The sequence below is a fragment of the Actinacidiphila sp. bgisy160 genome, from assembly GCF_057707815.1.
This window is the reverse complement of sequence record NZ_JBYIQW010000037.1, coordinates 1-23120: the sequence shown is the minus strand read 5'-3', so window position 1 is coordinate 23120 and position 23120 is coordinate 1. Positions and strand designations below refer to the sequence as shown.

Below are 23120 nucleotides of genomic sequence, written 5' to 3'. Positions count from 1 at the left end.
CAGTTAGGGATCTGACGACATGACCCAGCAGACCGCACCGCTCACCGACGAGCCGGCCGGCAGCAACAACCCCGCCTCCGCGGGCGGCGCCGTGACCCTCTCCGGCATCGGCAAGGACTACGGCGACTTCACCGCCGTCCACCCGCTCGACCTCACCATCCCCGAGGGCTCCTTCTTCGCGCTCCTGGGCGCCTCCGGCTGTGGAAAGACCACCACCCTGCGCATGATCGCGGGCCTGGAGGACCCCAGCAGCGGCACCGTCCGCATCGGCGACCAGGACGTCACCGGCCTGCCGCCGTACAAGCGCCCGGTCAACACGGTCTTCCAGAACTACGCGCTCTTCCCGCACCTCGACATCTACGAGAACGTCGCCTTCGGCCTGCGCCGCCGTGGCGTCAAGTCCGTAAAGGGCCAGGTCGAGGAGATGCTCGACCTCGTCGAGCTCGGTCACCTCGCCCGCCGCAAACCGCACCAGCTCTCCGGCGGCCAGCAGCAGCGCGTCGCCGTCGCCCGCGCCCTGATCAACCACCCCAAGGTGCTGCTCCTCGACGAGCCGCTGGGCGCCCTGGACCTGAAGCTGCGCCGTCAGATGCAGCTGGAGCTCAAGCGCATCCAGACGGAGGTCGGCATCACCTTCGTGCACGTCACGCACGACCAGGAAGAGGCCATGACCATGGCCGACACCATCGCCGTGATGAATGCCGGCCGCATCGAGCAACTCGGCGCCCCCACCGACCTGTACGAGAACCCGCGCACCACCTTCGTGGCCAACTTCCTCGGCCAGTCCAACCTCATCGAGGCCGAGGTCGCCGGCACCAGCGGCGACGACCTGCTGCTCAGCGTCGGCGACGGCCGCCTGGCGATGCCCACCGCGCGGTGCGTCCCCTCCGTACAGGCGGGCGACAAGCTCCTCGCCGGGGTGCGCCCGGAGAAGATCTCCATCGGCCACGCCGACGACGCGGCCGATGTCCCCGAGGGCCGCAACACGATCACCGGACGGATCGTCGACGCCAGCTTCATCGGCGTCTCCACGCAGTACGTCGTCAACAGCCCCTGGTGCCCGGAGCTGGCCGTCTTCGCGCAGAACGTGGAGCGCGACAGCCGCCTCGCCCCCGGTGCCGAGGTGGTGCTGCACTGGAGCCCCGCGCACACCTTCGGTCTCGACGCCGCGCAGGACATCGAGGCCGGGGAGGTCAACGCGTGATGGCCGCCCTCTCCACCGCCCCCGCGGGGGCGCCGGCGGAGACCCCGCCGGTCCCGCCCGGCGCCGCCGCCCGGCGCCGCAGACTCGTTCCGTACTGGCTGCTGCTGCCCGGCATCCTGTGGCTGCTGGTCTTCTTCGCGGCCCCGATGGTCTACCAGGCCTCGACCTCCGTGCAGACCGGCTCCCTGGAGACCGGCTACCGCGTCACCTGGCACTTCGCGACGTACTGGGACGCGTTCACCGAGTACGACGTCTTCTACCTGCGATCGCTGATCTATGCCGGCATCGCCACCGCGCTGTGCCTGGCGATCGGCTACCCGCTGGCGTACACCATCGCCTTCAAGGCGGGCCGCTGGCGGAACGTGCTGCTGGTGATGGTCATCGCGCCGTTCTTCACCAGCTTCCTGATCCGCACCCTGGCCTGGAAGACGATCCTCGCGGACGACGGCTACGTCGTCACCGCGCTCGACAAACTGCACATCCTGAACGTCACCGCGTCCCTCGGCATCACCACCGACGACCGCGTGCTGGCCACCCCGCTGGCGGTGGTGTGCGGCCTGACGTACAACTTCCTGCCCTTCATGATCCTGCCGCTCTACAGCTCGCTGGAGCGCATCGACCCGCGGCTGCACGAGGCGGCGGGCGACCTGTACGCCCGGCCCTTCACCACCTTCCGCAAGGTGACCTTCCCGATCTCGCTGCCCGGTGTCGTGGCCGGCACGCTGCTCACCTTCATCCCCGCCTCCGGCGACTACATCAACGCCGAGCTGCTGGGCAGCCCCAGCGAGCAGATGATCGGCAACGTCATCCAGTCCAAGTTCCTGACGGTGCTCGACTACCCGACCGCCGCCGCACTGTCCTTCATGCTCATGGCCGCGATCCTGGTGATCGTGTCCGTCTACATCCGCAAGGCGGGGACGGAGGAGCTGGTCTGATGCCCGTGCTCAACTGGGTGCGACGGCACCTCGTCGTCTTCGCCGGCGTGGCCGCACTCGCCTACATGACGATCCCCAACGTGATCGTCCTGGTCTTCTCCTTCAACCAGCCCAAGGGCCGCTTCAACTACTCCTGGAACCACTTCTCGCTCGACGCCTGGAAGAACCCCTGCGGCGTCGGCGACATGTGCGACTCGGTCTCGTTGTCCCTGCAGATCGCCGTCCTGGCCACCCTCGGCGCCACCGTCCTCGGCACCATGGTCGCCTTCGCGCTCGGCCGCTACCGCTTCCGCGGCCGCGGCCCGGTGACCGGCCTGATCTGGCTGCCGATGGCGATGCCCGAGATCGTCATGGGCGCCTCGCTCGGCACCCTGTTCCTCAACATGCGCATTCAGTTCGGCTTCTGGACCATCCTCATCGCGCACATCATGTTCTGCCTCAGCTTCGTGGTGACGGCGGTCAAGGCGCGCGTGATGAGCATGGACCCGCGACTGGAGCAGGCCGCCCAGGACCTGTACGCCACCCCGTGGTCGACGTTCTGGCGGATCACCTTCCCGATCGCCGCGCCCGGCATCGCGGCAGGAGCGCTGCTGAGCTTCGCGATCTCCATCGACGACTTCATCATCACGCAGTTCAACGCCGGCCCGGCCACCGTGACCTTCCCGATGTTCGTCTGGGGCGCGGCCCAGAAGGGCCTGCCCGTCCAGGTGAACGTCATCGGCACGCTGATGTTCGTCGTGGCGGTGCTCTGCGTCGTCGTCGGACAGCTGCTCAGCCGCCGCAGGAAAGCCCATAGTTGATCCGCCGACCGCATCCGCAAAGGTGTGAGACCCCATGGATCCAGCCCGTTCGCTCGCTGACGCGCAGCCGACACCGTTCTGGCTGGAGGACCCCGGCAGGCCGCGGGCCGGCTCCGCCCTCGTCGGCGACGAGCACTGCGACCTGCTGGTGGTCGGCGGCGGCTACACCGGGCTGTGGACGGCGCTGCGGGCCAAGGAGCGTGACCCGCGCCGCGACGTCGTCCTGATCGAGGGCAAGGAGGTGGGCTGGGCGGCGTCCGGCCGCAACGGCGGCTTCTGCGCCGCCAGCCTCACCCACGGCCTGGCCAACGGACTCGCCCGCTGGCCCGAGGAGTTCGCGCGACTGGAGGAGCTGGGCCACCGCAACCTCGACGGCATCGAGGAGGCGATCGCCCGCTACTCCATCGACTGCGACTTCGAACGCTCGGGGGAGATCGACGTCGCCACCGAGCCCTACCAGCTCGACGACCTGAGGGCGTCCGCGCAGGAGGCCGCCCGGCACGACATCGAACTGGAGCTGCTCGACCGTGACCAGGTCCGTGCCGAGGTCGACTCGCCGACCTTCGTCGGCGGCCTGTGGGACCGCACCGGCGTCGCCATGCTGCATCCGGCGAAACTCGCCTGGGGGCTCAAGCGGGCCTGCGAGGAACTGGGCGTACGCGTCTACGAGCACACCCGCGCCACCCGGCTCGCCCACAACGGCTCCGGCATGGCCGTGCGCACCCCGTACGGGCGGGTCTTCGCCCGGCACGTCGCGCTCGGCACCAACGTCTTCCCCTCGCTGGTGCGCCGGGTGCGCCACTACATCGTGCCCGTCTACGACTACGCGCTGGTGACCGAGCCGCTGACGCCGCAGCAGCTCGGCGCGATCGGCTGGAAGAAGCGCCAGGGGCTGGGCGACAGCGCCAACCAGTTCCACTACTTCCGGCTCACCGCCGACAACCGCGTCCTGTGGGGCGGCTACGACGCCGTCTACCCCTACGGCGGCCGCCTGGACGCCGCCCGTGAGGAACGCCCGGAGACCCACCTGAAGCTCGCCGGACACTTCTTCCGCTGCTTCCCGCAGCTGGAGGGCGTGCGCTTCACCCACTCCTGGGGCGGCGCGATCGACACCTGCTCCCGCTTCGCCGCCTTCTACGGCACCGCCCACGACGGGAAGGTGGCCTACGCCGCCGGCTACACCGGCCTCGGCGTCGGCGCCACCCGCTTCGGCGCGGACGTCATGCTCGACCTGCTGTCCGGCGAGCGCACCGAGCGCACCGAACTGCGGATGGTCCGCACCAAGCCGCTGCCCTTCCCGCCCGAGCCCCTGGCGTGGGCGGGCATCGGCCTCACCAAGTGGTCCCTGGACCGCGCCGACCGCAACGCCGGCCGCCGCAACCTGTGGCTCAAGGCGATGGACCGGCTCGGCCTCGGCTTCGACAGCTGACCGGGCCCCGCACCCCGCGGGTGCCCCATGATCCGGATCACCCCATCGGGCGTGGTGAAACCCGCGTAATGATCCGCCGCCGGCCCCCTCTCTCCGCGTGACAGCACGACAGCGCACACACGGAACGGAGGAACCGGCATGGTGGGCACAGACGCGCGGGGCGCGGTCGATTGGCTGGTTTCCGTGGCACCCGACCCCGACGCCACCCGGTGGGAATGGGAGCGCCATCCCCTCGGCGTGACGCTCCTGCCCGCCGGGAGGCTGTGGGACGTCCTCATCCTCACCGGCGAACTGGGCCACCCGACGCTCGACGTCCTCACCCGGCTCACCGACCGCCCCGGCCCGGTCCTGGCCGACTCCGGCGACTCCCGCATGGGCTACTTCGTGCCCCCGGGCACCGCCGCCCGGTGGATCGGCACCGGTGTACGCACCGCGGGCCCCGGCACCTGGATCGTGGTCCCGTACCCCGGCCGCGCAACCGGCGGCGTCCGCTGGCTGGTGCCACCGGACGGCACCGGCATCCTCACCGACCCCGGCGTCCTGGAGCTGGCCATGCACGAGGCGGCGGCCCGTGTGGCGGTACGGCGCGGCCGTGATCCGGGTGAATGACCCCGCGCCGGGGGGCCCGGCGGCCGTACGCCTTCGTGCGCGACACTGGTGCCATGATCCCGACGGACCGCGGCCGGCCCCGGAGCGGCCGCGGACACCCGGGCGCACCACGGCGCGCCCCCGTTCCCGCGCCCCGCGTCGCGGCGGGCTGACATGGCCCTCACGCCCGGCCTCGCCCACCTCGTCGAGACCGCCCTGCCCGTCTGCGGGCGCCACGGCCTGGCCGTGGCGGGCGGTCTCGCGCTGATCGCGCACGGCTTCGACCGCCGCCCGTCCCGCCATCTCGACCTGGTGACCTTCAGCTCCACTCCGGCCGGCGACATCGGCGCCGCGCTCGCGGCCGCGTACACCGGGGCCGGGTACGACGTGGTCCCGCTGCCCGGCACACCGCTGGCCGCCCACCTCGGCGCCACGCCGCCGGGCGACGCCGGCTACACCGTCCACGTGGCCAAGCAGCCGCTGTCCCGTCCCCCCGTCCGCGTCGGCCTCGGCCTGTCAAGGCCGGTGCCCGTGGTGGCGCTGGAGGACTGCGCCGCCCTGAAGGTGGCCGCCGTCGCCGACCGCGCCACGGTGCGCGACCTGGTCGACGTCCACGCCCTGACCGCCTGGTTCACGCCAGGGGAGCTGCTGGCCATGGCGGTCCACCTCGACGAGGACCTCCAGCCGCGCCTGCTCGCCGACCGCCTCGACAAACTCGTCGAGGCCGACGACGCGGCGTACGCGGCCCAGGGACTGGACGCCGCGGCCGTCGCCGACGCCAAGCGCTGGGCCTTCGACTGGGCACAGGACATCCGCCTGGACCTCATGGAGGGCATGGAACACCCCGACGAGCTGTACGACCTGTAAAGCTCCCCGCCCCGGCGCCGACACCTTGGTGCTTGAGCCCGTCCTGCCCACTGACGACACTGGCAGGAGACGAGGAGAGGAAGGTCCGCCGTGACCGACAAGCACATCACGCACTGGATCGCCGGACAGGCGTGGACCGGCACCACGGAGCGGCACGGGGACGTGTACGACCCCGCGACCGGGGCCGTGACCGGGCGGGTGGACTTCGCGTCGATCGCCGAGGTCGACCAGGCCGTCGGCGCGGCCGCCGCGGCGTTCAAGGAGTGGCGCCACGCCTCGGTGGCCAAGCGGACCACGGTGCTCTTCGCCTTCCGTGAACTGCTCAACGCCAAGCGCGAGGAACTGGCCGCGATCATCGTCTCCGAGCACGGCAAGGTGCACTCGGACGCGCTCGGCGAGATCGCCCGCGGCCTGGAGGTCGTCGAGTACGCCTGCGGCATCCCGCAGCTGATCAAGGGCGGTTTCACCGAGCAGGCCTCGACCGGCATCGACGTCTACTCGATCCGCCAGCCGCTCGGCCCGGTCGCGATCATCTCGCCCTTCAACTTCCCGGCGATGGTGCCGATGTGGTTCTTCCCCATCGCCATCGCCGCGGGCAACACCGTCGTCGTCAAGCCCTCCGAGAAGGACCCGTCCGCCGCCGACTTCCTCGCGCGGCTGTGGAAGCAGGCCGGCCTGCCGGACGGCGTCTTCAACGTCGTGCACGGCGACAAGGTCGCCGTCGACCGCCTCCTGGAGCACCCGGACGTCAAGTCCGTCTCCTTCGTCGGCTCCACCCCGATCGCCCGCTACGTCTACGAGACCGGCACCCGCTACGGCAAGCGCGTCCAGGCCCTGGGCGGCGCCAAGAACCACATGCTGGTGCTGCCGGACGCGGACCTGGACCTCGCCGCCGACGCCGCCGTCAACGCCGGGTTCGGCGCGGCCGGCGAGCGGTGCATGGCCGTGTCCGTGCTGGTCGCGGTCGACCCGATCGGCGACACGCTGGTCGAGAAGATCAAGGAGCGGATGGCCACCCTCACGGTCGGCCCCGGCTGCAACGCCGCCTCCGAGATGGGCCCGCTGGTCACCGGCGCCCACCGCGACAAGGTGACGTCCTACCTCGACGCGGGCCTCGCGGACGGCGCGACCCTCGCCGTGGACGGCCGTACGCACGCCGTCACGGGCGAGGACACCGAGGACGGCTTCTGGCTCGGCCCGACCCTCTTCGACGACGTCAAGCCCGGCATGTCCGTCTACAACGACGAGATCTTCGGCCCGGTGCTGTCCGTGGTCCGCGTGGGCTCGTACGACGAGGGCCTGGAGCTGATCAACTCCAACCCGTACGGCAACGGCACGGCCATCTTCACCAACGACGGCGGCGCCGCCCGCCGCTTCCAGCACGACGTCGAGGTCGGCATGGTCGGCATCAACGTGCCGATCCCGGTGCCGGTGGCGTACTACTCCTTCGGCGGCTGGAAGGCCTCGCTGTTCGGCGACACCCACGCCTACGGCCCGGACGGCGTCCAATTCTTCACCCGCGGCAAGGCCGTCACCCAGCGGTGGCTCGACCCGAGCCACGGCGGCATCAACCTCGGTTTCCCGACCAACAACTGACACCCCCACCCCGAAACCCGTTGACCTGCGCTTATGCGGTCAGCGGGTCTCGTCTGTCCGCGCCGGGTCCGCATGCTGCTGCTCTCCTGCGAGGGGAAGTGACCACCACGGGCGGGCGCCCCGGGCAAGGCGAAGCGCGGCTCAGCGCGCAGGGTGATGACGCCCCGACCGGCAACCGACCGCCAGGGCGGCTCCCGCGAGCAGGGCGCCGCACAGCAGCCAGCTCCCCACGACGTCGAGCGGCCAGTGGTAGCCGCAGTGGACCAGGGCGACCCCCACCGCACCGTTGAGCAGCAAGGCGGCCGCGACCAGCAGCCGCCGTGCCGCCCTGCGTGCCAGCCACGGCAGCAGCAGGAGCGCGGCGCCGCCGTAGGCGGCGGCCGCCGTGGCGGTGTGTCCGGAGGGGTAGAGCCCGGGATAGCCGGGGGAGAGGGTCAGCGAACCGGGGCCGGCCCGGCCGATCAGCGGCTTCACCAGCGCGACCAGCAGGGGCGCGGCGGCCATCACGAGCGCGTACGCCAGCGGCGGCAGCCAGGGGCGGGGCAGCCCGTACCGGCGGGCGCGCCAGGTGGTGCAGACCATCGTCAGCAGCAGCACGGGCACGGCGACCTGCCAGTTGCCCAGGTCGGCGAGGAACTGCGGCACGGCGGAGCGGTCTGCGGGGTGGGGGGAGGATCCCGCAAAGGTGGCGCGCACCGGCCCGTCGAGGGCCAGCAGGCGCCCTCGTAGTGCCTCCTGCCAGGTCAGCAGTCCGAAGAGCGCCGTGCACACCACGGCCACCAGAGAAGTTGGCCGCCCCGGAACAGGGGGGAGAGTTCCGGGGCGGCCAGAACGATCGCCGTACCGCCCGCCCCGGGGGGTTTGGGGCAAGCGGCCGACCGATCGGCGAGGATTGCCGGAGCCTTCGGCTTCGGCGCTGTGCGCGAGGGCACTGCTGTGCCGATGATGGGGAGTCACCGGCAAAGTGTCGCCCGCGGACTTCCGCAGACGGGGTGTTTCATCCATCTGCGGAAACCGTACGTCACCGGGGGCCCGCCGGGCAGGGGTTGCACCCTCCCGCCATCAGGCCCGCACACCTTCTTCACGCTGTGTGTCGTGCACGCTCGGTCACGGGCGAAGCGCCTGGTCACAGCCGGGCGAACGCGCCCTCGATGATGTCCAGACCCTCGTTCAGCAGGTCCTCCCCGATGACCAGCGGCGGCAGGAAGCGCAGCACGTTGCCGTATGTGCCACAGGTCAGGACCACCAGGCCCTCGGCGTGGCAGGCCTTGGCCACGGCGGCGGTCGCCGCGGCGTTGGGGGTCTTGCCGCCCGGCTCCACCAGCTCGATCGCGATCATGGCGCCGCGGCCGCGGACATCGCCGATGATCTCGAACTTCTCCTGCATGCCGCGCAGCCGGCCGAGCATGATCTCGCCGATGCGGCGCGCCTTGGCGTTGAGATCCTGCTCCTTCATCGTCTCGATGGCGCCGAGCGCACCGGCGCACGCCACCGGGTTGCCGCCGTAGGTGCCGCCCAGACCGCCGGAGTGCGCGGCGTCCATGATCTCGGCGCGGCCGGTCACCGCGGCCAGCGGCAGACCGCCCGCGATGCCCTTGGCGGTGGTGATCAGGTCCGGGACGATGCCCTCGTCCTCGCAGGCGAACCACTGGCCGGTGCGGCAGAAGCCGGTCTGGATCTCGTCCGCGACGAAGACGATGCCGTTCGCCCGGGCGAACTCCACCAGCTTCGGCAGGAAGCCCTTGGCGGGCTCGATGAAGCCGCCCTCGCCCTGGATCGGCTCGATCACGATCGCGGCCACGTTCTCGGGCCCGACCTGCTTGGTGATCATGTCGATCGCCTGGGCCGCCGCCTCCTGCGCGCAGTTCTCCGCGCCGGTCAGCCAGCGGTAGGGGTAGGCCAGCGGCATCCGGTAGACCTCGGGCGCGAACGGGCCGAACGAGTGCTTGTACGGCATGTTCTTCGCCGTCAGCGCCATCGTGAGGTTGGTGCGGCCGTGGTACCCGTGGTCGAAGACGACGACGGCCTGCCGCTTGGTGTACGCGCGGGCGATCTTCACCGCGTTCTCGACTGCCTCGGCACCGGAGTTGAACAGCGCGGTGCGCTTCTCGTGGTCGCCCGGGGTCAGCTCGTTGAGGGCCTCGGCGACCTCCACGTAACCCTCGTACGGCGTCACCATGAAACAGGTGTGGGTGAAGTCGGCCAGCTGTGCCGACGCACGGCGTACGACCGCCTCGGCGCTGTTGCCGACCGAGGTCACCGCGATGCCGGAGCCGAAGTCGATCAGGGAGTTGCCGTCCACGTCCTCCAGCACGCCGCCGCCGGCGCGGGTGACGAAGACGGGCAGGGTCACGCCGACACCGTTCGCGACCGCCGCCGTCTTGCGCGCCAGCAGCTCCTGCGACTTGGGGCCGGGGATCGGGGTGACGAGTCGGCGCTCCTGGGCCAGATCGGTCATGGCGGACGTACTCCTTCGAACCGTGGTCTTTTCTCGCAGGCTAAGCCCGTACGGCGGAGCCCCGCACACTCCGATAGGGCGCACTGCGGAACGCCTCTTCGACGTGGCGGACATGAGCGTGCCAAGATCCTTCAGACTGCGGTGGCCGCTCGACTACATTGAGTGCGGACCTGCGAGGGGTGGCACACGCGATGGAACGCGACGGTACGCACGAGAAGCCCGCGGCGCCTCCGCCCGGAGGCCCCGGCCCGCAACCGGGCACGCCGCCGGTACCCGGTGCCCGGCCGATGCCGGGCACCCCGCCCGCGCACGCCGGACCGCCGCCCGTGCCCGGCGCCCGGCCGGGCCCCGCCGGCCCCGGCCGCGCACCCAGGGCCGTCCCGGCCACGCCCCCGCTGCCCCCCGGACCGCCGCCCCAGCCGGGTACCCGCCCCGGCGCCGGCTCGTGGCACGCCCCGGCGGAGTCCGCGGCGACCGCCACCTCGGACGGGTCCGGTTTCCTCGCCTGGCTGCGCGCCCCGCGCCCGGCCGCCGCCCCCGGTGTGTGGCGCCTCGGGCACCGTCCCCGCCCCGCCGCCGACCCGGACGCCGTGCCGGGCCGCCAGCTCGTGGCCGGCGCCCTGATCTCCTTCCTCGGCGGCTGGCTGCTGTGGTCCCTGCTGTGGAACGGCTACCTCGGCAGCTACTGGCTGTGGCCGCTGCTCGCCCTGACCCCCGACTCCTGGCGGCAGGCCGACGGCAACCAGACCGCCTACCTGTGGGCCTCGTACCTCTACTACGCGCTCATCGGCGGCGCGCTCCTGGTCTTCTTCGCCCGCATCGGACGCTGGGCCGAACTGTGGCGCCGCTACATCACCGCCCCGCTCCAGCGGTCCCGCGAGCAGGAGCGCACGGCCACCGGCAGCGAACCGGCCGACCCCGCCCAGGACCCGGCGGCCTTCCCCGCGCTCCGCCAGGGCGGCGCCGCCGACGCCGCGGAGCGGCTCGCCGAGGACGCGCGCTCCGGGCTGATGAACGACGTCGACTTCGCCCGCCTCTCCCGCGCTTGGCAGTCGGTGCGCTCCGAGCCCGGCCGGCTGACCGCCTTCACCGACACCGTCCTGCGGTACGGGGCCGCCGCCTGCGCCCACCCCTCCGGCGCCCGCGACCTGCCGACCCGCACTGCCCGGCACGACCTGCTCGCCGGCCAGGTCCGCATCGGCGCCGCCCCCGAGGACGAGCGCAACCCCCGCTCCCACCGCGGCGCCGGCTACGCCCTGGACCTCTCCGTGCTCGGCACGTCCCTGCTGGCCGTCGGGCCGCCCGGCTCCGGCAAGACGGTGCGCGTGGTGCGGCCCGCGCTGGAACTCATGTGCCTGCAGGCCCTCGCCGGGCGGGCGGCCGTCGTCGTGGTCGGCACCGAGGGGGCACGGCTCGCGCCGGACGAGTCCTTCGACGTCGTCGTCAAGATCGGCCACCCCGACTCCGCCTACGACCTCGACCTGTACGGCGGCACCGCGGACCCCGACGAGGCCGCAGGTTTCCTCGCCGAGGCCCTCGTCGGCGACCTCGCCGCGGCACTCCCCGGCAACGACAGCCGCCGCGCCGCCACCGCCCTCGCCCAGCTCCTCGGGCCCTTCCAGGCCGCCCACGACCGCTTCCCCTCCGTCCCCGAGCTGCGCGAACTCCTCGACGGCACGCCCTCGGCGCTGGCCGCGCTCCGTTCCGCCCTGCAGGGCCGCGGCGGCGCCGCCCAGGGGCAGCTGCGCGAGCTCGACGCACGGGAGCGGCAGTCCGCCCGCGCCGGCGACGCGGGCCCCCTCCTGGCCGACCGCATCGCGTTGCTCGACCGGCCCGCGTTCGCCGGGTTCTTCGACACCACGGGGGGCAGCCACCCCTTCTCGCTGCGGGGCCTGGAGCACCCGCTGCGGGTCCGCATCGACCTCCCGGAGCGGGGCCACGCCGAGGTCTCCCGGATGCTGGCGCGGCTCGTCCTCGCCCAGTTCGCCGAGTGCGCCGCGGCCCGGCAGGACCGCTCGCTGTTCGCCTGCCTCGTCCTGGACGACGCCTCCCACACGGTGACCGCGGAATCCGTGCGCGGCCTGCAGCGCATGCGCTCCGCCAACGCGGGCGCGGTGCTCACCCTGCGGACGCTCGACGACGTCCCGGAGGCCCTGCGCGGCGCCCTGCTCGGCGCCGTCGGCTGCCGGGCGGCCCTCGCCGGGGTCACCGCCTGGGACGGCGCGCGGTTCGCGGAGGTCTGGGGCAAGGAGTGGGTGGACGTCCACGACGTCACGAACCGCCAGATCATCGCGGACGAGCCGCTCACGCGCGTGTTGCACACGGTGCGGCGCCTGGTGACGGGGAAGGCGGTCACGGCGGAGTCGGTCACCGTGCGGCGGGTCGAGCGCGAGCGGTGGTCCGCGTCCGACCTCGCGCACGCGGTCCCTGCGGGGCACGCGGTCGTGTCGCTGACGTCGGTGGACGGGGAGCCGGCGCCGCCGGTGCTGGTCGATCTGCGCGCCTGATCCCGCGTGTGCGGGTGCGTTGCGCCAGCGGCGGGCGGTTCCCCCCGCCCGCCCTCCCCCGCCGAAGGCCGGGCGACCCCCATCCGGCGCGATTGGTGCGGGCCTGCACCATGTGCCCCACAACGCACGCAGCGAGGTGGTCGCTGACCGCGCCGGGCAATCGGGCGGGCGAGGGGGGGGGAGAAACCACAACAGCAACCACGACGCACGCGCACACTCCAGACGCGCCGCACCGCAGGTATACGGTGAGGCAGAATCGGAAGTGAACGCACTCCGAGTTGGAGAAAAAGCCCGTGCCCCCCACGCTCGCCTCGTTGCTGCGGAACCCCGCACTGAAGCTGGTCGTCCTCGCCGGAGGCGACCGCCTGGGGGAGGCCGCCGTGCGCTGGGTACACACCAGCGAGCTGGACGACCCGGCGCCGTACCTGGAGGGCGGCGAGCTCTTGCTGACCACGGGCCTCAAGCTGGACGTCGGCTCGCCCGAGGCCCTCGGCCAGTACGTGGCCCGCCTGGCCGAGGCCGGCGTCGTGGGTCTCGGGTTCGGCGTGGGGGTGAGCCACGACGCCGTGCCGCAGGCGCTCGTGGACGCGGCGGCCGCGCACCGGCTGCCGTTGCTGGAGGTGCCGCACAAGACCCCGTTCATCGCGATCAGCAAGGCCGTCTCCGCGGAGATCGCCGCCGACCGGTACAAGGCGGTGACCGCCGGGTTCGAGGCGCAACGGGAGCTGACGCGGGCGGCGCTCGCGCCGGACGGGACGGCGGCACTGCTGTCCCGGCTGGCGGCGCATCTGAACGGCTGGGCGGCGCTGTACGACGCGTCGGGCGCGGTGGTGGCCGCGGCGCCGGAGTGGGCGGGGCGGCGGGCGGCGCGGCTCGCCGGCGAGGTGGAGCGGCTGCGCGGCAGGCCCGCCCCGGCCAGCGCAGCGGTCGCAGGACCGGCCGGCACGGAGGACCGCGTCGAGCTGCAGTCGCTGGGCACCGGCCGGCGCCCGCGCGGCTTCCTCGCCGTCGGCACGGAGGAGCGGCCGGACACCTCCGCCCGGTACCTCGTGCACGCCGCCGTCGCGCTGCTGACGCTGTCCCTGGAGCAGTCCCGCGCGCTGCAGGACACGCAGCAGCGCCTGGGTGCCGCGCTACTGCGGATGCTGCTGGTCGGCGAGCCCGAGCACGCGCGCACCGTGGCAGGCCGGCTGTACGGCGGGCTGTTCGACGCCCACGTGCGCGTGCTGGTCGCGGAGCGCGCGCAGGCCGCCGGGGACGCGGTGGGGCTGCTGGCCGAACGGGTGGAGGCGGCCGGGATGCGTGCCGCGGAGCCCGTGCTGGCGGTGCGGGACGAGGACCGGCTTACGGTGCTCGCGGCCGCGAACGGCGACGTGATGCCGGCCTGCGTGGCGGCGGTCGACGGGAGCGACGACCTGGTGGCCGGGCTGTCAGCCGCGGTGGCCGCCGCGGGTGTTCCGGGCGCGCACGAGCAGGCCGAGCGCGCGCTGGCGGTCGCCCGGCGGCGTGGCCGCAGCCTCGTCGAGCACGACGAGGTCGGTGCCGGCTCGGTGCTGCCGCTGCTGAGCGACGACGCCGTACGCGCCTTCTCCGACGGCCTGTTGCGGCCGTTGCGGGAGCACGACGCCACCGCCCGCGGCGATCTGGTCGCCTCGCTGCGGGCGTGGCTGTCCCGGCACGGGCAGTGGGACGCCGCCGCGGCGGACCTCGGGGTGCACCGGCACACGCTGCGCTACCGGATGCGGCGGGTGGAGGAGATCCTCGGGCGCTCGCTGGACGACCCCGACGTGCGCATGGAGCTGTGGCTGGCCCTCAAGTCCTGCGGCTGAATGTGGCCTGCCAAAACGTCGCATCGGGCGACGCCCGCAGGACGCACTGGACAAGACCGACCGGGTGCCGTCCGCCCTACCGTGGTCCGCATGAGCACCCCCACCGCGTTCTGGCTCGCCGGCCGCCCCGTCACCGGCGAGGACACCTTCGATGTCGTGAACCCGTACGACGGCAGCGTCGTGGCCTCCGTCGGCGTGCCGACCGCCGCCCAGGTGGAGGAGGCCGTCGCCGCCGCCGAGGCCGTCGAGGCGGAGTTCGCCGCGACCCCCGCCCACGTGCGGGCCGCGGCCCTGGACCATGTGTCGAAGCGGCTGGCCGAGCGGGCCGAGGAGATCGCCCGGCTGATCACCGCGGAGAACGGCAAGCCCGTCAAGTGGGCCCGCGGCGAGGTCGGCCGTGCCGTGTCCGTCTTCCGCTGGGCGGCGGAGGAGGCGCGCCGCTTCAACAGCGGTGACGCCCAGCGCCTGGACACCGACGCGGGCGGCGTGGGCCGTCTCGCGCTGACCCGGCGCTTCCCGCGCGGAAGCGTGCTCGGCATCGCGCCGTTCAACTTCCCGCTGAACCTGGTGGCCCACAAGGTGGCCCCGGCGATCGCGGTGGGCACGCCGATCATCCTCAAGCCGGCCCCGGCGACCCCGCTGTCCGCGCTCGTCCTCGGCGAGATCCTTGCCGAGACCGACCTGCCGGCCGGCTCGTGGAGCGTCCTGACCGTCCCGAACGACCACATGTCCGCCCTGGTGCAGGACGAGCGGCTGCCGGTCATCTCCTTCACCGGCTCCGACCGGGTCGGCTACCAGATCATGGACTCGGTACCGCGCAAGCACACCACCTTGGAGCTGGGCGGCAACGCCGCCGCCGTCGTGCTGGCCGACTGGTCCTCCGAGGAGGACCTGGAGTGGGCGGCGGGCCGCATCGCCACCTTCGCCAACTACCAGGGCGGCCAGTCCTGCATCTCGGTGCAGCGGGTCGTCGCCGACGCCTCCGTGTACGACCGGCTGGTGGAGAAGGTCGTCGCCAAGGTCCGGGGACAGGTGACCGGCGACCCCTCGGACGACGCGACCGACGTCGGCCCGCTCGTCGACGAGAACGCCGCCGTGCGTGTCGAGTCCTGGGTCGAGGACGCCCTCGCCAAGGGCGCCAAGCTGCTGACCGGCGGCAAGCGCGAGGGCGCCGCCTACGAGCCGACCGTGCTGGCCGAGCTCCCCGCGGACGCGGTCCTGTCCACCGAGGAGGCCTTCGGGCCGGTGCTGTCCCTGCACAGGGTGGACGGCACCGACGAGGCCTTCGCGCTCGTCAACGACTCCCGGTTCGGCCTGCAGTGCGGTGTGTTCACCCACGACCTGCAGACCGCCTTCCGTGCCCACCGCGAGCTGGAGGTCGGCGGTGTCGTTATCGGCGACGCCCCCTCCTATCGCGCGGACCAGATGCCCTACGGCGGCGTCAAGGACTCCGGCGTGGGCCGCGAGGGCGTCAAGTACGCCATGGAGGACTACACCTACGAGCGGGTCCTGGTCCTGACCGGTCTCGCCCTGTAGTCCCCAGGGCAGGAGAAGCCACCCCTTCCAGCGGCCGGGGCGCATGTGCGGTGCGCCCCGGCCGCGCTGTGCGCGCTGTCGGCATGAGCACGTAAAGTGACGCTGTCATGGACGGCGCCAGAGAGGCGCCAGGGAGGGGAAACACAAGGTGGCAACGTATGCGGTGATCTGCGCGGCGGAGGCCGGGGCGACCGCGGAGGCCGTGGCTGGGGGACCGGTCGGCGGCTGGGTGGCCGGGGGCGGCGGCGGCACCGGAGTGCTGTTCGACGCGCCGGTGACCGAGGGCGAGGGCATCGGTATCGCTGACGTGGTGCCGGCGGGGCGCGAGCTGGCACGGCGGCTGGACGTACCGGCCCTGGTGCTGGTGGCGACGCCGCAGGTCGCGTACGCGGTGTTCGTGCGCCCGGACGGCGAGGGCAGCCAGAGCATGGTGTGGGCCGCGGACTGGGAGCCGCCCACCGACCCCCAGGAATACGCGGAGCACCGCGCTCAGTGGGACGCCCAGGCCGCCCGCTGCGCGCAGTGGTTCGGGCGCCCCGAGGCGGCCGCTGCCCTCGCGGAGGTCCGCAACGACCCGCGCCCCGGCGAGGCCAAGCCGGACACGGAGGAGCTGCTGCGCCGGGTGTGCGCGGCACTCGGGGTCCCGGCCGAGACGGTCGGCGCCTCCTCGCTCGCCTCCCCGGACGGCGTCGCGGACGCGGGCGTCCCGGACGGCTCGGTACGCGTCGAGGCCGCGCCGCCGGAAGGCGCCGGGCCGGCCGCGGCCAGCAGCTCGACGGCGCGCGCCGTGCGTGCCCTGATGCTGCTCGCCGGCTTCTACCTGCTGGGCGTGGTGCTGCTCGCGGTGCTGGCGGGAATCGACGTCCTGGTCGCCTCGTGGGGCTCGGGCGCACTCACCGGCAAGGTCGTCGTCGTCAGCGCCGTCCTGGCCGTCCCCATCGTCCGCGGCATGTTCATGCTGCGGCGTCCCGAGGACGGCGGTTCCTCGGGGGTCCCCGTCACCGAGCAGCAGCAGCCCGAGCTGTGGGCGGCCGTCCGCGACCTCGCCGCCCGCTACGGCACCCGGGCGCCGGACGAGATCGTCCTCGTCGGCGAGGTCAACGCCGCCGTGTCCGAGAAGTCCCGCCTCCTCGGCCTGATCGGCGGGCGCCGCCGCATGTACATCGGCGTGCCCCTGCTCGCCGGGCTGACCGAGCGCCAGCTGCACGCCGTCCTCACCCATGAGCTCGGCCACTACGGCAACAGCGACACACGGCTGTCCGCGATCACCCTGCGCGGCCAGGAGCGCATGCTGCGCACCATCGCCCACTTCGAGGAGCGCGCCGCCCGCGCCCAGGGCAAGGAACAGGTCAAGCAGGAGGAGCGGGCCGCCAAGGCACTGGCCAAGGGCCGCAAGGCCAAGGACGTCGACGCCTCAAGCGCCGGCGTCACCTACCGCGCCATGGCGGCGATCTACACGGCCTACGCCAAGTTCTACCTGCGCGCCTCGCACAGCGTCGGCCGCGCCCAGGAACTCGCCGCCGACCAGGCCGCCGTACGGCTCGCCGGGCGCGACGCCACCGCCTCCGCGCTGCGCGAGATCCCGGTCCTTGACGCCGCCTTCGACCACTACATGCGGCAGTACGCCGCCTTCGGCGCCCCGGCCCGGCTGCTGCCGCCCGCCGGAGAGGTCTACGGCGGCCTGCGTCGCTTCCTGACCGACCCCGCCCGCCACGCGGAGCTGGACCGGCTGCGCGCCCGGCTGCCGCGCGAGCAGCGCTCCCCGTATGACTCGCATCCCCCGATCGCCGAGCGCGTCCGCCTCGTCGAGGCGGCGCCCGCCGACGGGCCGGGCGCGGCGCCCGCCGGGCAGGACCGCCCGGCCCTGGAGCTGCTGCACGACCGGGACCAGGTGCTGATCGCCCTGGAGGCGGCCACCCTCAGCCCGGAGAGCCAGGCATTCACCCGAGTGGAGTGGAGCGCCCTCGCGGATCCGGCGGTGCGTCTGCTGCTCGCCGAGAACGCCGCGCCGCTGCGCGTCGCGCTGTCGGCCGCGGGCACCGAGCCGACCGTGACGGCCCTGCTCGACGCCGCAGACCAGGGCCGCCTCCCGGCCCTGGCGCAGGGGCTGCCCGAGGGCGCGCTGCATACCGGCGTCGCCGCCCTGGCCGGCCTCGCCCTCGCCGAATCCGGCGCGGCGCACTGGGAACTGACCTGGGATCAGGGTGTCCGGCTGGTGCTGGCCGACGGCACCGACGAGGCGGAGTTCGGCGCCGCCGTCGACGCCCTCGCCGACCCCGTCACCGAGGGCGGTCCCGCCCCGGACACCGCGCCGCTGCGCAAGCTGCTCGCGTCGGCCTGAACCGCCGTCGGAAAGGTCACCGGCCCTCCGCGCCCCGTGCGCGAGGGCTGGTGACCAAGCCGGAACCGGGGTACTAACGAACAAGTAGCACCGGTCGGTAACCGACGCGAGGTGACGCCCCCATGTCCGCAGCATCCGCCCGCCCCACCGTTTCCGAACGCGAAGCGCGCCAGGTCGCAGAGGCCGCCCGCGAACAGGAATGGCGAAAGCCGAGCTTCGCCAAGGAACTGTTCCTGGGCCGCTTCCGGCTCGACCTGATCCATCCCCACCCCACACCATCGACCGAGCAGGTCCAGCGCGGCGAGGAGTTCCTGGCCAAGCTGCGCGACTTCGTCGAGACGAAGGTGGACGGGGCCCTGATCGAGCGTGAGGCGAGGATCCCCGACGAGGTCATCACCGGGCTGAAGGAGCTCGGCGCCCTCGGCATGAAGATCGACCCCAAGTACGGCGGCCTCGGCCTCACCCAGGTGTACTACAACAAGGCGCTGGCCCTCGTCGGCTCCGCCAGCCCCGCGATCGGCGTGCTGCTCTCCGCGCACCAGTCGATCGGCGTGCCCCAGCCGCTGAAGCTGTTCGGCACGCCGGAGCAGAAGGAGCGGTTCCTGCCGCGCTGCGCCCGCACCGACATCTCGGCCTTCCTGCTCACCGAGCCCGACGTGGGGTCCGACCCCGCGCGCCTGGCGACCACGGCGGTCCCCGACGGGGACTCCTACGTCCTCGACGGCGTGAAGCTGTGGACCACCAACGGCGTCGTCGCCGACCTGCTGGTCGTCATGGCGCGGGTACCGAAGAGCGAGGGCCACAAGGGCGGCATCACCGCCTTCGTGGTCGAGGCCGGCTCCGAGGGCATCACCGTGGAGAACCGCAACTCCTTCATGGGGCTGCGCGGCATCGAGAACGGCGTCACCCGCTTCCACCAGGTGCGCGTCCCCGCCGAGAACCGCGTCGGCCCCGAGGGCGCCGGGCTGAAGATCGCCCTCACCACCCTCAACACCGGGCGCCTGTCGCTGCCCGCCTCCTGCGTCGCGGCCGGCAAGTGGTGCCTGAAGATCGCCCGCGAGTGGTCGGCCGCCCGCGAGCAGTGGGGCAGGCCGGTCGCCCGGCACGAGTCCGTCGGCGCGAAGATCTCCTTCATCGCGGCGACCACCTTCGCCCTCGAGGCGGTCATGGAGCTCTCCAGCCAGATGGCCGACGAGGACCGCAACGACATCCGCATCGAGGGCGCGCTGGCCAAGCTCTTCGCGTCCGAGATGAGCTGGACCATGGCCGACGAACTGATCCAGATCCGCGGCGGCCGCGGCTTCGAGACCGCGCAGTCCCTCGCCGCCCGCGGCGAACGGGGCGTGCCGGCTGAGCAGTTGCTGCGCGACCTGCGGATCAACCGGATCTTCGAGGGCTCCACGGAGATCATGCACCTGCTGATCGCCCGCGAGGCCGTCGACGCCCACCTGTCGGTCGCCGGGGACCTCATCGACCCCGACAAGGCGCTCGGCGACAAGGCCAGGGCCGGCATGAAGGCCGGCGGCTTCTACGCCCGATGGCTGCCGAAGCTGGTGGCCGGCCCCGGCCAGATCCCCGGCACGTACGCCGCCTTCCACCCGGCGGGCCACCCCGACCTCGCCGCGCACCTGCGCTACGTCGAGCGAGGCGCCCGCAAGCTCGCCCGCTCCACCTTCTACGCCATGTCGCGCTGGCAGGGCCGGATGGAGACCAAGCAGGGCTTCCTGGGCCGCGTCGTCGACATCGGCGCCGAACTGTTCGCCATGAGCGCCGCCTGCGTCCGCGCCGAGATGCTCCGCAACCGGGGCGAGAACGGACGCGAGGCCTACCAGCTCGCCGACGCCTTCTGCCGCCATTCGCGGATCCGCGTCGAGGAGCTCTTCGGGCGCCTGTGGACCAACACCGACGCCATCGACCGCAAGGTCGTCGACGGGGTCCTGGGCGGCGCCTACACCTGGCTCGAGTCCGGCATCGTCGACCCCTCCAGCGACGGCCCGTGGATCGCCGACACCACCCCGGGCGCCTCCGCCAAGGAGAACGTCCACCGGCCGATCCGCTGAGCGGACCGGGGCCGCGTCCCCCGTGCACACGGCACCGCCTCCCCGGAGGCGGTGCCGTCGCCGTCGTGGCGACCGGACACAATGGGGGGATGACGGACTCTCTCGCCGACCCGCACCTGCGGCTGCCCGGACCGGACGCGGCCACCGCCGCCCACGAAGGCCCCCGCGACATCGTGATCCTGGGTTCGACCGGATCGATCGGCACCCAGGCCATCGACGTCGTCCTGCGCAACCCCGACCGCTTCCGGGTGGTGGCCCTGTCCGCCGCCGGCGGCCGGGTGGAGCTCCTCGCCGACCAGGCGCTGCAGCTCGGCGTCTTCGCGGTCGCCGTCGCGGACGAGAACGCGGAAGGCCCGCTGCGGCAGGCGCTCACAGAGCGCTACGGCACCGAGCCCCTGCCGGAGATCCTGGTCGGCCCGGACGCAGCGACCGAGCTGGCCGGCCGTCCGTGCCACTCCGTCCTCAACGGCATCACCGGCTCGATCGGGCTGCGCCCCACACTGGCCGCCCTGGAGGCGGGCCGGACGCTGATCCTCGCCAACAAGGAGTCGCTGATCGTCGGCGGCCCCCTGGTGAAGGCCGCGGCCAGGCCGGGCCAGATCGTGCCGGTCGACTCCGAGCACTCCGCGCTCTTCCAGGCCCTCATGGGCGGCTCCCGCGCCGAGGTCCGCAAGCTCGTCGTGACCGCCTCCGGCGGCCCCTTCCGCGGCCGGGACAAGGAGGAGCTGGCCGGGGTCACCCCCGAGCAGGCGCTGGCCCACCCCACCTGGGACATGGGCCCGGTGGTGACCATCAACTCGGCCACCCTGGTGAACAAGGGCCTGGAGGTCATCGAGGCCCACCTGCTCTTCGACATTCCCTTCGACCGCATTGAGGTCGTCGTCCACCCGCAGTCGTATATCCACTCGATGGTGGAATTCACGGACGGCTCCACGCTGGCCCAGGTCAGCCCGCCCGACATGCGGATGCCGATCTCGCTGGGCCTCGGCTGGCCCGAGCGGGTGCCCGACGCCGCGCCCGGCTGCGACTGGACCAAGGCGGCCACGTGGACCTTCTTCCCGCTCGACGACGAGGCGTTCCCGGCGGTGGCGCTCGCCCGCCGCGTCGGTAGCCTCGGGGGTACCGCCCCCGCGGTGTTCAACGCGGCCAACGAGGAGTGCGTGGCCGCGTTCCTCGCGGGCACGCTGCCCTTCACGGGCATCGTGGACACCGTCGCACGGGTGGTCGAGGAGCACGGCACTCCCGCCGAGGGAACCTCCCTCACCGTGGAGGACGTCCTCGAGGCGGAGAACTGGGCGCGGTCCCGCGCCCGGGAACTGGCTGCGGAACAGGCGACGACGGAGGCTGCACACGTATGACGGGACTCATGTGGGGACTGGGAATCGCCGTCTTCTTGGTCGGTCTCCTCTTCTCCATCGCCTGGCACGAGCTCGGCCACCTCTCGACGGCCAAGCTGTTCAAGATCCGGGTGCCGCAGTACATGGTCGGCTTCGGGCCGACCATCTGGTCCCGCCACAAGGGTGAGACCGAGTACGGCGTCAAGGCGATCCCCCTCGGCGGCTACATCCGCATGATCGGCATGTTCCCGCCCGGCGACGACGGCCGGATCGCGGCCCGCTCCACCTCGCCCTTCCGGGGGATGATCGAGGACGCCCGCTCGGCGGCGTACGAGGAACTCAAGCCCGGCGACGAAACCCGGATGTTCTACACGCGCAAACCCTGGAAGCGCGTGATCGTCATGTTCGCCGGCCCGTTCATGAACCTGATCCTGGCCTTCGGGCTCTTCCTGGCGCTCTTCATGGGCTTCGGCATCCCGACCCAGACCACGACGGTCGGCTCGGTCTCGGACTGCGTCGTCCCCGCCTCCGACACCAAGGCCCTCAAGGCCAAGAACCCCTGTGCCCTCGGGGACTACCCGGACGCTCCCGCCAAGGCGGCCGGGCTGCGGCAGCGCGACCGGATCGTGGCCTTCAACGGGGTGAAGGTCGACGACAGTCAGTGGACGGTGCTGCAGCAGGAGATCCGCAAGACCATCGGCCCCGCCACGATCACCGTCGTGCGCGACGGCAAAACCGTCGACCTGCACGCGACCCTGATCGCGAACACGGTCGTCAAGACCGACGGGCACGGGGGCATCGTCAAGGACCAGTACGTCCAGGCCGGGTTCCTCGGCTTCACGCCCGCGGAGGGCGTGGTCAAGTTCGACTTCGGGCAGTCCATCGACCATATGGCCACCACGGCCGAGGAGGGTGCCCGCTCCCTCGTGGCGCTCCCCGGCAAGATCCCCGGACTGTGGAACGCGGTCTTCAGCGGCGCCGAGCGGCAGCCCGACTCCCCGGTCGGCATGATCGGCGCGGCGCGTCTCGGCGGCGACATCTTCGCCCTGCCGCTGCCGGCCACGCAGAAGGTCGCCACGATGGTGAACGTGCTCGCGGGGGTCAATCTGGCCCTCTTCCTGTTCAACATGCTCCCGCTGCTCCCGCTCGACGGCGGCCACATCGCGGGCGCCCTGTGGGAGTCCGTCCGCCGGCGGATCGCCAAGGTCCTCCGCCGGGCCGACCCCGGTCCCTTCGACGTGGCGAAGCTGATGCCCGCCGCCTACGTCGTCGCGGGGATCTTCATCTGCTTCACGGCGCTGGTCATGGCCGCCGATCTGATCAATCCGGTGCGCTTGACCTAGGCGCGATGTCGGAGGCGTGGGCGGGGTGACGTAGTCTCGTTCACCGGAGCCCGCCCACGCCGCCGGGACCTCGATCCGCGTACTTTGGGGATGCCACGCACATGACCGCGATTTCGCTCGGGATGCCGTCCGTTCCGATCAAGCTCGCCGACCGACGCAAGAGCCGCCAGATCCAGGTCGGATCGGTCGCGGTCGGCGGCGACGCCCCGGTCTCCGTCCAGTCCATGACCACCACCGTCACGGCCGACATCGGCGCCACACTGCAGCAGATCGCGGAGCTCACCGCGTCC

The 23120-nt window shown here is 72.7% G+C and carries 17 protein-coding genes; 15 read left to right on the top strand and 2 right to left on the bottom strand.

Annotation, left to right across the window (positions count from 1 at the left end):
- Positions 1–19 precede the first annotated feature (19 nt).
- The 7 genes from AC3EUJ_RS25480 to AC3EUJ_RS25450 all read left to right on the top strand — a co-directional run bounded on the left by AC3EUJ_RS25480 (position 20) and on the right by AC3EUJ_RS25450 (position 7419).
- Positions 20–1204, top strand: coding sequence for an ABC transporter ATP-binding protein (locus AC3EUJ_RS25480; RefSeq protein WP_431965170.1), 1185 nt, complete (start codon positions 20–22; stop codon positions 1202–1204).
- A complete protein-coding gene (locus AC3EUJ_RS25475) occupies positions 1204–2139 on the top strand; it encodes an ABC transporter permease (protein WP_431965168.1) in 936 nt (311 codons plus the stop codon). Before AC3EUJ_RS25480 ends, AC3EUJ_RS25475 begins: the two co-directional genes overlap by 1 nt.
- Positions 2139–2939, top strand: coding sequence for an ABC transporter permease (locus tag AC3EUJ_RS25470; RefSeq protein ID WP_431965166.1), 801 nt, complete (start codon positions 2139–2141; stop codon positions 2937–2939). The genes AC3EUJ_RS25475 and AC3EUJ_RS25470 overlap by 1 nt, the downstream gene beginning before the upstream one ends.
- A 34-nt stretch (positions 2940–2973) precedes the next feature.
- The gene (locus AC3EUJ_RS25465; protein ID WP_431965164.1) at positions 2974–4368 is read left to right on the top strand and encodes an NAD(P)/FAD-dependent oxidoreductase; all 1395 of its coding nucleotides are present in this window, start codon (positions 2974–2976) and stop codon (positions 4366–4368) included.
- A gap of 138 nt (positions 4369–4506) precedes the next feature.
- Complete coding sequence (locus AC3EUJ_RS25460) at positions 4507–4977, top strand: hypothetical protein (RefSeq protein WP_431965162.1); 471 nt, start codon at positions 4507–4509, stop codon at positions 4975–4977.
- A gap of 153 nt (positions 4978–5130) precedes the next feature.
- Positions 5131–5823 (top strand): nucleotidyl transferase AbiEii/AbiGii toxin family protein, encoded by a 693-nt coding sequence (locus AC3EUJ_RS25455; RefSeq protein ID WP_431965160.1) that lies wholly within the window; start codon positions 5131–5133, stop codon positions 5821–5823.
- 90 nt (positions 5824–5913) lie between these two features.
- A complete protein-coding gene (locus AC3EUJ_RS25450) occupies positions 5914–7419 on the top strand; it encodes a CoA-acylating methylmalonate-semialdehyde dehydrogenase (RefSeq protein WP_431965158.1) in 1506 nt (501 codons plus the stop codon).
- 141 nt (positions 7420–7560) lie between these two features.
- On the opposite strand, the gene AC3EUJ_RS25445 is transcribed toward AC3EUJ_RS25450, so the two are convergent.
- Both AC3EUJ_RS25445 and gabT read right to left on the bottom strand, forming a co-directional pair.
- Positions 7561–8199 (bottom strand): phosphatase PAP2 family protein, encoded by a 639-nt coding sequence (locus AC3EUJ_RS25445; RefSeq protein ID WP_431965156.1) that lies wholly within the window; start codon positions 8197–8199, stop codon positions 7561–7563.
- Positions 8200–8545: 346 nt separating this feature from the next.
- Positions 8546–9877 carry a 4-aminobutyrate--2-oxoglutarate transaminase gene (gabT, locus tag AC3EUJ_RS25440; RefSeq protein ID WP_431965154.1) on the bottom strand — a complete coding sequence of 444 codons (1332 nt, stop codon included), beginning with the start codon at positions 9875–9877 and terminating at the stop codon, positions 8546–8548.
- A gap of 287 nt (positions 9878–10164) precedes the next feature.
- Here gabT and AC3EUJ_RS25435 point away from each other — a divergent pair, with 287 nt between their 5' ends.
- The 8 genes from AC3EUJ_RS25435 to AC3EUJ_RS25400 form a co-directional block, all read left to right on the top strand.
- The gene (locus AC3EUJ_RS25435) at positions 10165–12384 is read left to right on the top strand and encodes a type IV secretory system conjugative DNA transfer family protein (protein WP_431965152.1); all 2220 of its coding nucleotides are present in this window, start codon (positions 10165–10167) and stop codon (positions 12382–12384) included.
- Between the two features lie 293 nt (positions 12385–12677).
- Positions 12678–14213 carry a PucR family transcriptional regulator gene (locus AC3EUJ_RS25430; RefSeq protein WP_431965150.1) on the top strand — a complete coding sequence of 512 codons (1536 nt, stop codon included), beginning with the start codon at positions 12678–12680 and terminating at the stop codon, positions 14211–14213.
- A gap of 90 nt (positions 14214–14303) precedes the next feature.
- Positions 14304–15749: an aldehyde dehydrogenase family protein gene (locus AC3EUJ_RS25425; protein WP_431965148.1), complete on the top strand. Its 1446-nt coding sequence runs from the start codon at positions 14304–14306 to the stop codon at positions 15747–15749.
- 148 nt (positions 15750–15897) lie between these two features.
- A complete protein-coding gene (locus AC3EUJ_RS25420; RefSeq protein WP_431965146.1) occupies positions 15898–18090 on the top strand; it encodes a M48 family metalloprotease in 2193 nt (730 codons plus the stop codon).
- Between the two features lie 122 nt (positions 18091–18212).
- Positions 18213–20150, top strand: coding sequence for an acyl-CoA dehydrogenase family protein (locus tag AC3EUJ_RS25415; protein ID WP_431965144.1), 1938 nt, complete (start codon positions 18213–18215; stop codon positions 20148–20150).
- Between the two features lie 89 nt (positions 20151–20239).
- Positions 20240–21508, top strand: a complete 1269-nt coding sequence (gene dxr, locus AC3EUJ_RS25410) for a 1-deoxy-D-xylulose-5-phosphate reductoisomerase (protein WP_431965142.1) — start codon at positions 20240–20242, stop codon at positions 21506–21508.
- Positions 21505–22830, top strand: coding sequence for a M50 family metallopeptidase (locus AC3EUJ_RS25405; protein WP_431965140.1), 1326 nt, complete (start codon positions 21505–21507; stop codon positions 22828–22830). Before dxr ends, AC3EUJ_RS25405 begins: the two co-directional genes overlap by 4 nt.
- 101 nt (positions 22831–22931) lie before the next feature.
- The coding region (locus tag AC3EUJ_RS25400; protein WP_431965138.1) for a flavodoxin-dependent (E)-4-hydroxy-3-methylbut-2-enyl-diphosphate synthase at positions 22932–23120 on the top strand (189 nt) is incomplete at its 3' end.